Raw genomic sequence first — 12,462 nt, 5'->3', positions numbered from 1 at the left:
GTGGTAAATGCTGCGCGATCGTTGTCAAAAGGTGTAGACTAGCAAACAATCCACTTTCATCTATTGTTTTGGGCTAGGACGGTAGGGTCATGAGAATGTCGGTAGCATTAATATCGGCTCTGGTTTTTCTTGGTGCGTGCTCGGTATCTAAAGCAGAAAACCCGTCGCAGGAAAAATGCACCTGCGACACGCAACCGCCGCAAGGCGTAGACGGCGCATGGATTAAGAACGCCACGGCTTGCTGGTCAACGGAAGCTCCGGAAGACCAGTGGTGTGACATGACAGTTCAGAGTCTAGAGGGAGATACGGCACAGTCCGCCGTGGTGGCGACCCTTATGAATAACGGTGAAAACGGGTCGAACTTGGCCACGATTTTCGGCCAACAGTTTCAGACTTTTATCAAGACTGCCGAACAACAAGGGCAGCTCAAATTCGATGTGGAGGAGGCCAGAACTGTTGTGCCGGCCTTGCTGCGCGACAATGCAAGCCGCATCGAAGAATGCGTTTCAGCGTTTCGAGACGCCACTTTTGGCAAGGGAGGAGTTCCTCTTGAAGGCGGAAGCGATTTCCGATGCGGCGTCGGAGCTTCCAGCGGTTGGCTTAGGATTGAGTTCCGAGTGCGTGACCTTTGGCTGGCGTACATGCTGGCCCCGCAGCCACGCGAAGCCTCCCCATGACAGAGTGGTTGAAAAGGTTGCCCGAAATCGCTTGGGAGAGCATAGTTGGAAACTTGATTTGGGTGGCACTGGTCGCCATTGTTGGGGGACTTTACTTGATGATCGAGCGGCCGCCGAGCCCGCTTAAGTTGGATTTTCAGGCCGTAAGAAGATGCCCGAACGGGATCTTGGTGGATATTCAACAGCGGCTGAATCCGAAGCCAAGTCTCGAACGTGGTGCCGACAGTATGGTCATCTGCGATGCGGAAGTGCTCTGGACAACCAAGGCCAACGGACCGGCGGATTTGGCCAAGCGGTTCCGAGGCTGTCTCCGATACCTAGACGGCACATTGTCAATGCTGCGTGCCAGCCCCGCCGTTTGCGCACTGCCCGACCAAAAAGGATATCTCTGCGACGGAGCGTCAGCACGCAACTATCCAGGGTCGGACTCCTTTGGAGTTGATGGCGCTTCAATCCCGATCTGTTCTGATCAGAGGTTGAGAAAATTTGGGTTTGTCGACTGAAGGATCGTGTCCTATCAGGTGGTGTAGCTCGGCGATGATGAAGCCGCTCGCGAGCGCGCCCTCCACAGCGCCGTAGCGAGCGGCACAGCGTAAGCGCCTCGCGGATCGCCTATGGATTTGGGCTTAACGTTTTCCGAGCCAGGCATGAGTTCCTCGATCTGGGTCTGCGGATGGCAGTTGATGATGGCGTCGAGCGTTTCGGCGAGGTAGGCGACGTGGTTGACGTCGTTGAGCCTGCAGGTGGCCACGATGGAGGCGAGCAGCGCCCAATTTTCGCCCCGACTTCGTGACCTGCAAACAGGGCATTTTTTCTGGTCAGGCATACTGGCCTGATCGCGTTTTCGACCGGGTTGGTGTCGAGTTCCAGGCGGCCATCATCCAGGAGGCGGGTCAGGCCTTGCCAGTGGCCGAGCCCATAACGGATGTCTTCAGCCAGGCCAGAGCCGGAGGAGATTATCGATAGCTGCTTTTCGAACCATGGTTTCAGGGCAGTGATGATGGGCGCGGAATGCTCCCGTCGGGCGGCGAGCCGAGCTTGTGGCGTCATGCCGCGCACCGTCGCCTCGACGGCGTAGAGCGTGGCGAACTGGCGCACGGCGGCTTCGGCGATCGGGGACTTGGTATTGCGCGCCAGCTTCACAAAACGTCGGCGCAGGTGGCTCCAGCAATGGACGAGCAGCCATGGTCCCTGCGGCCGCTCCAAGCGCGTCAGCCGGTCATGGCCGTCATAGGCGTCAACCTGCAGGAACTGTCCGCCGAAGCCTTGAAGAAAGCGTTCGGCATACGCGCCGCCGCGCCCGGGCGCATAATGGAACAGCACGATGGGCGGGCCTTGGCCGCCATGGCCGCGGTCATCGCAAGCGATCGCCCAGAAGAAGCCTTCTTGACCTTCCCGCGTTCGGGATCGAGCACCGGCGCGGTGGTCTCGTCCATGAACAGGCGATCCGCCGCCGCCAGATGCCCGCGCATGTGGTCGGCGACGGGCTTGAGATGGAAGCAGGCCCGGCCAGCCCAGTTGCCCAGTGTCGCCCGATCCAGCTGGATGCCCTGGCGGGCGTAGATCTCGGCCTGCTGGTAGAACGGCAAATGATCACCGAACTTGGCGACGATGACCTGGGCGATCAGCGCCTCTGTCGGCAGGCCACCAGGCACGATATGCTCGGGCGCATGCGCCTGCACGACGGCGCCCGAGCAGCGTTGGAAAGCGTATTTCGGGCGGCGCGTTACGCTTTACACGCTCGCCGTTCGCTCATCCCGAAGGCATCCTTCAGGCGAGCGACAGCTTTCCGCTTGGCCACGGGCGTCACCGTTTCTTTCCACACGAGATCCTTCAGCGCGGCATTGTCGAGCATGGCGTCGGCCAGACGCCGCTTCAGCCGCGTGTTCTCGTCCTCCAGCGCCTTCAGTCGCCGAGCCTAGGAGACATCCATCACGCCGAAGCTCTAGTTGCCGCTGGATAAAAAATCGGTGGCAGGTCACCTAAATCATTTCAACAAGGCATCGACACTCTCGTCGTTTGTGAGGAATGCCGTGGTGGCGAGTAACGCCACCAGTTGACCTTGTCTGTGCGTCTCCGTTTTGGAAAGAATAGACTTTAGATAGGATCGAGCGGTTTCTTCAGTGATACGAACCAGATTCGCCGCATCATGAAGCGAATGACCCCCTGCAAGAATCTTGGCAAGTTTAGCCTCAGATAATGACAAGCCAAACTGCCTACGCAGAACCTCCGTGGTCGGTTTGCGTTGTTGTGCGGGGTCTGCAATTAGAATAAGGGCCCGTGCGTCGCCAAAATTATCGACCGACCTCGCGCTCAGGGGGCAGGCTGATATCTGATAAGCGTGTTTACCCGACGGTCGCCGAACCACAACTATTTTCGTAGCCGATACATGAGCAACATTCGAGCGCAATGTGCATGAGTGCAACATGGCATCTAGTGCAGCTGCATCAACGGTGTTCGTGGCCTCCAGCCTATTTTGGCGAATTTGCAGACCATCACCCATTAGCGCGTACGCGATCTTGTTGATGAGAATGGCTCGCCCACCGTCATCGACAACGATGGCGCCGATCGACATGCGCTCGAAAGCATCCACCGCGCCCTCAGCGTGGGCGTAGTTGAGGGCAGCGGCAGTGGTTGCGGCGCGAGACAGATGGCTTGCCAAGAGTTCGAGCCGCCTACGATCTGACTCCTCGAACGGCCCTTGCTTATTGCTGCGCTGGATTGATACCGTCCACGGCTTGCCGCCGACAGTGATGCTGATGCCAGCAAACCACCTGAGGCCGCAGGGACGAAGGAAGTCATTATAGAACGGCGAACTTGCCATTTGCTCCGCGGTCATAATGTCCTGGTCGAACACTACGCGGGCAAGCCCGTGGGTGGCTCTTCCGCGGTAACGTTCATCTTGGAAATACCAACCGTCTCGTTGATAGATCTCAACAGACTCGTTTAGCGCATCCGAGTGAGGCAGCCCGAGCCTTCGCAACTCCGTTACATCTGGCATCAACAATGCACCGGTCCCGTTTTCCAGCCGGGCCAAGCCATCGCATACTTCGATCCATTTCTGAGGCGATACGACCGCTTCGTAAATCGTATCCAACAAAGCCTCGTAAGGTCTATCGGACATAGCGTGATCGTCTGACCAGAATACAATTCGGTAAACTTATGCCAGGGGGAAACAATGGTCTCATGGAGCTCCCAAATATAACTGCGCGCTGCGCCGCCGCCTGGGCACGATTTGACCCCGTCGAGCAGGGTCGCGATGCACTAGAGTCTCCAAGCGTGTCCCACTAGCCAGGCAATCGAGGCCAGAGCGGTTGACGGCAAATTGCGGCACCATGGGGTCAGAAGACAATAGCCCCACTTTTGCCGACGAACTTACCTCACCCTATGCTAAAACTCCAGGGTTTAGTTCCCAATAGCCCCCATATGGGAGGTCCGCCCTCTTCTGAATGGCCTTAGATTTTGGTCTGCTTCTCACGAACCAAGTATCGTGGAGTACCAAGATGGGCGGCCCTATAACTGAAATATCTTTTGTCGATTGCGGTTTGGCAAATGCTACAGAATTGGCTGGGAGCCTTCGCCCTGACCTCAAGCGGGTCACTTTGGCTCAAGCATCTGACGCGCTCGAACTGATCCAAATAGCGCGGCTTAGCCCATTTGGGTCCTGCGGGCCGGTCCGAGCAGGCATATCGTCATTGCAGGATGCGGCCTTGGTAGGCGCAAACTGGTCTGCGGGAGACCGGTAGAGACGCCGCGCGCAGATTGGCGCGCAACGCTGGGAGGCGGCTATGCTCGGGAATGGCATACTCACGATTCAGAGTGGCGGGTCCAGCTACACGACAGGCCAGACAGGCCAGATATCCGAGGGGCAGACGCTGACGGTGACCGGCATCACCGATCCTGACGGCGCGCCAAAGAAGATAAGCTACCAGTGGTACGTCTCCAATAATGGTGGCGCGACCTGGCAGGTGCTCGGGGGCGACCGGCACCAGCTACACTATTCCCTATTCCGCCTCGACCTCGTCAACAACGGCCGAGTACAAGGCCGTTGGGAGCTATCCGGAAGGCAGCGGCAAGAACGTCGTTACAGACAGCACAAGCAGTGCAATCTTTTCCGTTCAGGATCTGAACCGGGCCGGCTCGGCCGCCATCACCGGCACCGCGGCTACTGGACAGACCCTGACGACCGCGGTCACGGACGCCGACGGCGTGCCGGTGACCGGGATAGTCAATTCGTGGCAGGTGCTGACGAACGGAACCTGGATGACGGTCCAGTCGAGCAGTTCCAACCAGTACACGCTCGCCTAAGCAAAATCGTGTTCATTCCCATGCTTTTTACCCAATGACGGAGCAAACCAATGGCGGATATTATAGGCACGGGCTGGCGCGAATCAATTAGTGTCAACGGGATCTACGTTTGGACCGGCAACAAATGGGTGTTGACGAGTTATTCTGGCACAACGAATTTGTCGGACCGGGTTAATGCTCTTGGTGGAGATGACTGGATCGACGGGGCGGCTGGGGACGATAATATCTTCGGTGGCGATGGCAACGACACGATCATTGGCAGTGTGGGTAGAGATTATCTGATTGGCGGAACCGGTTCGGATCTGTTTGAAATCGATCATGCATACGAACTTGCAGCGGGTGAAACGATTGATGGGACCTGGGAAACAGGGACGACGGACCGTTTGCTTCTTTCGGAGGCGGGCATCTATGACTTGTCAGGCTTCACCACCATCAGCAACATCGATCAGATTGTGTTGGGCCAAGATGCGCCAGGCTTCAACCTGATCGTTGCTAATAGCCAGGTTTCAACCGCCGATTTCAATCGTGACGGAGTGGGTGGCGACCTGATGATCAGAAGCACCGTTATGAGCTCGTCCAATGGTGTGATTATCAACGCGTCCGGTCTGAGTGGCGTGAACCACATCGTCGTCGATGGGACTAATCTCAATGGCAACGACACCATCACTGGTGGATCGGGTGCCGACACGATCAATGCAGGCATAGGCAATGACACGATCAATGTCGCCACTGGCCAGTTCGTCGCAGGTGAATCCATCGACGGTGGCGCTGGAACCGACAGCCTGAATTTCATCTCCACGGGAGATGGTACGAGCGTTGATTTCTCCCTAGGCTCGGTCAGCTCGGTCGAGACCCTGACGGCCGTCAATCAAGGAAGCGGCAACGGCTTCGATCAGACTTTCACCATCACTGCGACCCAATGGGACAGCTTCACAACCATCAACATGAATGATGGCAGTGACACCCTGAATGTGGTAGCCGCCGGAACGATGGGTATCTCGGCGGGCGGGGTCACCACGGTCAGCGGTGTCGAAACTGGCAATCTCACCGGTACTGCTGGCTCCGATACAACCACGCTCAGTGGCGCACAGCTCGATGCGATCATCATCGGTGCAGGTACCATCAATCTTGGTGCCGGTGCTGGCGACACAATTAACCTGACCTCGACCTCAAGCGATCTAAACACGCTGGGAGGAACGCTGGATACTTCGATCCAGGGGGTGGAGGCGATCTCGGCGGCCACCGCAGCAGCGGGCGTCACGATCATGCTTAGTGGGCAGAGCGAAGGCTTCACCGTCACTGGCAGCAGCCAGGCCGACACCATCACTGGTGGATCGGGTGCCGACACGATCAATGCAGGCATAGGCAATGACACGATCACAGGCGGCAGCGGAAGTGATGCGATTGATGGTGGGGCAGGTACCAGCGACACAGCGATTTATGGCGGCGCCTGGAAAAACTACGAGATCACGGACAATGGAGACGGCTCCTACACCATAGTCGACACTCGCCCGGGTTCGCCAGATGGCGCCGACACTGTGCGCAATGTCGAGTTGTTCGAGTTCGCGAATGGCACCTTCGCGGCTTCCACTATCCTCAACGATCCACCCGTAGCCTCGAACGATGCCAATAGTTCGGATGCGGTAACCGAAGGCGGGGGAATCGCCAACGGCACGCCAGGAGACGATGTAGCCTCCGGCAACGTGCTCGCGAATGATAGCGATCCCGACAATCCGATGGGCGACATGCTGACTGTCGTTGCCGCACGAGCCGGCACGGAAACCAGTGGCGGCAGCTTGACAGCAGTGAATGGCGCAACGGCGATAGCTGGAACCTATGGCACGCTGCATATCGATCCTGACGGAACCTACACGTATAATCTAGACAACAATTCAAGCGCCACCGAGGCGCTTTCGGCCGGGCAAATCGCTGCCGATCAATTTACTTATGAACTGACCGACTCCCACGGAGCGACCGATCTTGCCCAGATTGATATCACCATCCACGGCAGCAATGACGGGCCGGTTGCTCAGAGCGATATCGGCGTGGGCGATCCCGCATCGTTGCCTTCCGGCCTTATTGCCTATTGGTCGGCGGATGGGACGACCGAGGATGCTGTGGGGAGCAATGATGGCGTACTCCAAAACGGTGCGTCGTTTGCGACCGGCATGTTCGGACAAGCATTTAGCTTTGACGGCGTTGATGATCTCTTCGCGGCACCCAGCACGGGATTGCCGACTGGAAACAGTGACAGAACGATTTCCCTTTGGGTGAAGGCGGACGCATTTACGACCGGTGAATCGCTTCTGGCTGGCTATGGAACCTTTGGATCATCTGGCCAAACGTACCAGCTAGGCACATCCGGCGACACGCTCTTCTTCTCGCAATGGGGCGGCGCGGTGTTCGGCCCGTCTTTGCAAACCGAACAATGGTATAATGTTGCTGTCACCAACGTCGGCAACTCGGTGACCTTGTATTTGGACGGTGTCGCCGTCGAAACGGGCTCGCTGCCTATCAATACGCCTGCGGATACCGAGTTTCTGATTGGCGCCCGTCCATCGGGGGGCAGTATCCCCGGCTTATTGCAGGGCGAGGTGGACGGCGTTCAGGTCTACGATCGCGCACTGACTGCTGAAGAAATTCAATCTATCTACAATACTGATTTATCAACCTTGCCCATCGGCAATGTGCTCAGCAATGATACCGACGTTGACAGCGGCGACAGCATGTCCGTGATCGGGGTTGCGGCAGGCACGTCGGCAGAAGACGTTTCGGGCAACGTCGGGTCGGCTGTTATCGGTATCTATGGCTCGCTGACCCTCGGTGCGGAGGGTACCTGGACCTACGCGCGCGACGATGGTGATCCCGATACACAACAGCTCGGCCAGGGCCAGGCCGCAACCGACATATTCACCTACACGATGGCGGACGCTCAGGGCGCAACGTCCACCACCGCTTTGACCATCACCATCCACGGCAGCACATCGTCTTCGTCGGGCACCTTGGCCTTTGCCAACTTAGCGGACATCGGTTCCTCCAATAGTAACGAGATCACCAGCGATGAAAGCTTTGATCTGAGCCTGACTGGCAATGACGCCGGCACGGTAAGCCATGAAGTCTCGACCAATGGCGGTTCGACCTGGAGTCCGACCACGGTGAGCCAGACCAGCACCGCCGGCAAGGCTACGACCTACACCGGCCCGATTAGGGCCGGCGCCGACACCTTCAATTTTTCGGCCCTCACAGATGGTCCGCATACAATCACCGATTTCTCACCCGGAATAGATTTGTTGAGAGTATCTGCGGCGGGGTTTGACGGCGGATTGGTAGCGGGTGGCGCAGTCACTCTCGTCACCGCAGCAGATGCGGCTTCTGCATCGAATGGCGAAACAGATGGGTATTTCATTTTCGATGATGATGGAGCCAGCGCTGGAACGCTTTACTTCGATGCGACTGGTGGGACAGGAGAGGACGCGATAGCAATTGCCCAGTTCACGGGTCTTCCTTCTTTCCTCTCCTCAGACATAGGCATATTTTAATCCAGCAACCACTGCCATCCGACGGCGACACAGCAGTGAACATTGACCCTTATGTAGTGTCTGCTTGGCAGCTGGTTCCGGTGGTGCAACTGGCTCTTGGCGCGCTCGGCGGACGCAGACTTATCTTTGCTAGCTCGTCCTCGGTGAAGAACTCGAAAGGCTTTGATTCGATTTAGGATTCTGCTCCAGCTTTGCGTTTGATTTTGCCGAAAATCGTGGCTTTGAGCGGCGATTTCCCGCAAATTGAAAGCGTGTCTATACGCGTGATTCGACTGTTCTTGTGAAGCAGCGATGGAGCGAGCGATGCGGCCGAAGGAACGGCGCGAAAGCGGAAAGGCCGACCTGTTGCGATCCCGGCTCGACCAGATCCTCAACATGGACCATGCGCTGGTGAAGCTAGCCCGGTCGATCGACTGGCGTTTCCTCGAACAACGGCTTGGCGGGTCTATGACGACGATCCCGGCCGGCCGCCGCTGCCGACCCGGCTGATGGCGGGCCTGGCCATCCTCAAGTCGATGCACAACCTGTCCGACGAGGCGCTGTGCGAGCGCTGGCTCGAGAACCCCTATTACCAGCTGTTATGCGTTCTTCCAGCGTGGCCTGCCCTTCGACCGCAGCTCGCTGACGCGCTGGCGTCTGCGCATGGGTGAGGAGCGGCTGATGGCGCTGCTCCAGGAGAGCCTTTCGGCAGCGACGCGGTTGGGCGCGGTCAAACCGGCCGACTTTCGCGCGGTGATCGTTGACACCACGGTCCAGGAGAAGGCGAATGCCGCCTTACTTCTTTATGATCCAGTCCACCAAGGCAGCATCAACGCGCTCGCATCCGGTAAACTCGTAGACCAGGCTCTGAGCGAGATCGCGCCATTGACCCTCTGGTGCCTTCATTTCCAAGGCCAAGTCCTGAAAGACCTTGCGCAGAATGTCGGCTTCGAAGGCGGACACGCGGTGCTGTTCAACGTCTGTGAGCGCCTCGTCTATCTTGCGCTGGCGAAGCCGTTTTAGAATTTCGCGTGAAGCTGCGATGGCACGCCGGGACTGGTCCATGTCGCGGCGGAAGGCGGCTCGTCCAGCATAGGAGCCCTGCCGTCGCAGAAAGCTAGCTTCAATAGCTGCCTGCGCCATCTCTGTATGGCCCTCAACCATCGCTACCTCCCAATAGCTAAGGTTGTAATTACGCCTTTGGGGAGCGAGCATCAAAGGGATTCAACGTACGGTTCGATACCAAGGAGACCACGCTCCGGGGCTTTTCCTTGCTGGCCTATGGCTGGCTGGCGTCTGGGTCTCCGGTGATCTGGCCAACCGCCACTTCGGAAAGTTTGTGGTCCGCCAGCTGATGAATGAACCATTGGGCATGTTCGCCCCATTCTGCAGGCGAGACGTTGTTGTCGCGAACGGACTTCATGAAAGCCTCGCGTAGCGCGTCGAGATCGAAGACGGAAACGGGCTGGCTGTGCTTGCCTGGCATATACGGGATATGACGGCCAAAGCCGGGGCTTCAAGGGAGAGCTTGCAAAGTAGTTAATGGCGACCTCGTTCACGGCCTATGGGTGGAAGTCGCGTCTCTTCCCAATATTCACGTGAAGACGATAGTTGCCGGCAACCGAAGCAGAGTCTCGTCGGCTAGGCGCCCTGGAACAAGAGTTGCCTGAAGGACGCCGAGCCTTACCGGCCAGACCAGTGGAGGGCCGCTTCAATTATGCTTGCTTGATTTCCAACTTTTTTCTGCCGCCTTTTTTGGCGATCTCGGCGCGCCGCTCTGGAGTCATGTTCTCGGCGCGCTTCTTACCGCCCTTGGCTCCTAGAGCCCTGGCGGCAGGGTCTTTGCCGTCATCAACGATTGTGTCGTCTTCCTCGCCTGTCGCAATGCGCATGACGCGAACGGCGTTGCCGATCACGTCGGCGGGGCGCTTCTGGCCTTTGGTCCGGTGGGCATTAGGCTTTCTTTCGTCTCAGGAGCGTTACCAGCACAGTCCGCATGGCCGAATGCTCGTCGCTATCCAGTTCAACGATCCAGTCATCGTTGTGCTTGTGCCAAGAGAAGTTCCGATCCCGCAGCGCTTGCCGAAACGCTTTCGGATCGACGCCAACGGACCGAGCCATGTCGGCGGCATTTGTCGGCTTAGGCATGAAATCTCCTATGCTTTCCGCGAAGCATATAGGAGTTAGAGCCGAATCGCGACAGGAAGAGAATTCGGTCCCGCCCGTGCCGTGCATGATGCGCGTGGCTGCTGCAGAAAGCTTTTATCTTTCCCGGATGGGAACAGCCGGACGCGCGACAAGTTCGGGCGAACGCAGCCGAGTCCCTTTGCTGCTGGCCACGCGGGTAGCTTGGCCGGCCCGCGTCTTTCTGCCAGGGCGCGGGCCAATTGCTTTGGGGCAAGATGCGGGTACGCGAAGGTTCATTGGCGGCCGGGTGATTGGCGCTCCCGGCTGGTCCGGCCGGCGGCGTCTCATTTCCGTTTAGGAAACTCGATCACCTTCGCCTCGGGCTTCGGCTCCAGCGGTTCATGGCCGGGCACTTCGTGCCAGAACACTTGACGGAAATCGCGTTGATCGACCGGCTGGTCGCATGCGGGACAGTTGTAGAAGTGATTGTCCTCGTTGGCGAGTTCAGGTCCATAAACCTTGCCCATGATCGGCGGACCGAGGTCGGATTGCTCATTCCATTCCAAGAGGTCTGTACGCTCGTCAGGTCCGAGCAAGCTGTACTCATACACAGCGGCTTGCTCTTCATCGACCACGCGGAACCAATGATCCTGCAATGCCCTTGGCAACACTTTTTGACCGGCAGCGACTTCGGCGGCTTTCATAGGATCGTTCTCCACGACAGTGCCAGATGACACGACCGTGTCGCTGTAGATCTCTTCGACCTGATACTTCGTCATCGCCGAACTCAATCCGATGGGTGCCAACGTGGCGCACCTAGCTTTTTGCACATGGCACACCCAGTTTGCATTTTTAGAACTATTTTAGCTAAAACTAATTGGTTCGCGAGTCCTGCGTATGCGTTTGAACTTCATCGAGCCGCTGATGCCGACCCTGGTTGAGAAGCCTCCCGAGGGCGAAGGCTGGATTCACGAGGTGAAGTTCGACGGCTACCGATCCCAGATCATCAAGGACGAAGGTGGTGTGCGGATCTTCACGCGTCGCGGGCTCGACTGGACGGACAGATATCGAGACCTCGCCAAAGCCGCCGCTGGACTCGATGTCGAAAGCGCCATCATCGACGGCGAGATCATAGTGTTGAACGAGGCCGGCCTGTCGGACTTCGGCGCGCTGCGCAAAGCCATCACCAGTCGGCAGCATGACCTCTATTTAGTTGCCTTTGATCTCCTGCACGTCAACGGCCACGATCTGCGCGACATGCCGCTGGAGGACCGGCGCGAGATCCTTTCCGAGATGATCCCCGAGGGGCAGCGCATCCAATTCAGCCAGGCGCTACCGGGCGAGGCGAGCGCCATCTTCCACCTGATCGACCAAGCCGGCATGGTGTCGAAGCGCAGGGACAGCAAATATCGGTCTGGTGCGTCAACGAACTGGCTGAAGGCGAAATGCTATACGGTCGAGGAATACGAGCTTCTTGGCGTCGAACGGGAGCCCGGAAAGCCAGCTTTCGCTTTGATGGCCGATCGCAAGACAGGACAATATGTCGGGTCGGCTTTCATCAACTCCAGCCGAGCGATTCGAGAACGACTGTGGAAGCGCGTCCAAGAGCATGCGGGGCCGGCGCCAAAGGGCATGAAGCGGCCGACGACGCAATGGGTCAAGCCGGGGCTGATTGGCAGGGTGAAGCACCTACGCGGCGAAGAGGATTTGCGGCACGCTTCCTTGCAGGATTTTCGCGAGGAGAATCATGCCAATTCGACTAAAGGCAACTGAAGCGGGAATTTTGGAGCCTGAGGAACTGGCATTGCTGGGGCGGGTGTTCGAACAGATCA

At 57.9% G+C, this 12,462-nt stretch carries 11 protein-coding genes and 3 pseudogenes; 6 read left to right on the top strand and 8 right to left on the bottom strand.

Features of this window, described 5'->3' with window-relative positions:
* Positions 1-89 precede the first annotated feature (89 nt).
* Positions 90-677, top strand: a complete 588-nt coding sequence (locus O7A60_RS11195; protein ID WP_337106294.1) for a hypothetical protein — start codon at positions 90-92, stop codon at positions 675-677.
* Complete coding sequence (locus O7A60_RS11190; RefSeq protein ID WP_337106293.1) at positions 674-1,180, top strand: hypothetical protein; 507 nt, start codon at positions 674-676, stop codon at positions 1,178-1,180. The genes O7A60_RS11195 and O7A60_RS11190 overlap by 4 nt, the downstream gene beginning before the upstream one ends.
* 14 nt (positions 1,181-1,194) lie before the next feature.
* Here the strand turns inward: O7A60_RS11190 and O7A60_RS11185 are convergent, their stop codons facing one another.
* From O7A60_RS11185 to O7A60_RS11170, 4 genes and pseudogenes are all read right to left on the bottom strand, one after another.
* Entirely contained in the window at positions 1,195-1,503 is a 309-nt protein-coding gene (locus O7A60_RS11185; RefSeq protein WP_337106292.1) for a transposase domain-containing protein, read from the bottom strand.
* Between the two features lie 8 nt (positions 1,504-1,511).
* Positions 1,512-2,332 (bottom strand): annotated as a pseudogene (tnpC, locus tag O7A60_RS11180) (IS66 family transposase); the annotation flags it as partial.
* Between the two features lie 77 nt (positions 2,333-2,409).
* Positions 2,410-2,619 (bottom strand): annotated as a pseudogene (locus O7A60_RS11175) (IS3 family transposase); the annotation flags it as partial.
* A 45-nt stretch (positions 2,620-2,664) separates the two neighbouring features.
* Entirely contained in the window at positions 2,665-3,774 is a 1,110-nt protein-coding gene (locus O7A60_RS11170; protein ID WP_337106291.1) for a helix-turn-helix transcriptional regulator, read from the bottom strand.
* 851 nt (positions 3,775-4,625) lie between these two features.
* On the opposite strand from O7A60_RS11170, the gene O7A60_RS11165 reads away from it, so the two are divergent.
* From O7A60_RS11165 to O7A60_RS11155, 3 genes and pseudogenes are all read left to right on the top strand, one after another.
* On the top strand, positions 4,626-4,985 hold the full coding sequence (locus O7A60_RS11165) for a hypothetical protein (protein WP_337106290.1): 360 nt from the start codon (positions 4,626-4,628) through the stop codon (positions 4,983-4,985).
* A gap of 50 nt (positions 4,986-5,035) precedes the next feature.
* Positions 5,036-8,524 (top strand): beta strand repeat-containing protein, encoded by a 3,489-nt coding sequence (locus tag O7A60_RS11160; RefSeq protein WP_337106289.1) that lies wholly within the window; start codon positions 5,036-5,038, stop codon positions 8,522-8,524.
* Positions 8,525-8,827: 303 nt separating this feature from the next.
* A pseudogene (locus O7A60_RS11155) lies at positions 8,828-9,295 on the top strand (transposase); the annotation flags it as partial.
* 487 nt (positions 9,296-9,782) lie between these two features.
* On the opposite strand, the gene O7A60_RS11150 reads toward O7A60_RS11155, so the two are convergent.
* The 4 genes from O7A60_RS11150 to O7A60_RS11135 all read right to left on the bottom strand — a co-directional run bounded on the left by O7A60_RS11150 (position 9,783) and on the right by O7A60_RS11135 (position 11,409).
* Entirely contained in the window at positions 9,783-9,989 is a 207-nt protein-coding gene (locus O7A60_RS11150) for a hypothetical protein (protein WP_337106288.1), read from the bottom strand.
* Between the two features lie 229 nt (positions 9,990-10,218).
* Complete coding sequence (locus O7A60_RS11145) at positions 10,219-10,419, bottom strand: KGG domain-containing protein (RefSeq protein ID WP_337106287.1); 201 nt, start codon at positions 10,417-10,419, stop codon at positions 10,219-10,221.
* Positions 10,420-10,456: 37 nt separating this feature from the next.
* A complete protein-coding gene (locus tag O7A60_RS11140; RefSeq protein ID WP_337106286.1) occupies positions 10,457-10,651 on the bottom strand; it encodes a hypothetical protein in 195 nt (64 codons plus the stop codon).
* A gap of 323 nt (positions 10,652-10,974) precedes the next feature.
* Positions 10,975-11,409, bottom strand: coding sequence for a hypothetical protein (locus O7A60_RS11135; protein ID WP_337106285.1), 435 nt, complete (start codon positions 11,407-11,409; stop codon positions 10,975-10,977).
* A 118-nt stretch (positions 11,410-11,527) separates the two neighbouring features.
* On the opposite strand from O7A60_RS11135, the gene O7A60_RS11130 reads away from it, so the two are divergent.
* A complete protein-coding gene (locus tag O7A60_RS11130) occupies positions 11,528-12,403 on the top strand; it encodes an ATP-dependent DNA ligase (protein WP_337106284.1) in 876 nt (291 codons plus the stop codon).
* The last annotated feature ends 59 nt before the right edge of the window (positions 12,404-12,462 follow it).

The sequence above is a fragment of the Mesorhizobium salmacidum (SeqCode) genome, assembly GCF_037179605.1.
In the GTDB taxonomy this organism is placed as follows: Bacteria; Pseudomonadota; Alphaproteobacteria; order Rhizobiales; family Rhizobiaceae; genus Mesorhizobium; species Mesorhizobium salmacidum.
The sequence above is the reverse complement of the archived record's forward strand: the minus strand, read 5'-3'. Positions and strand labels throughout refer to the sequence as shown.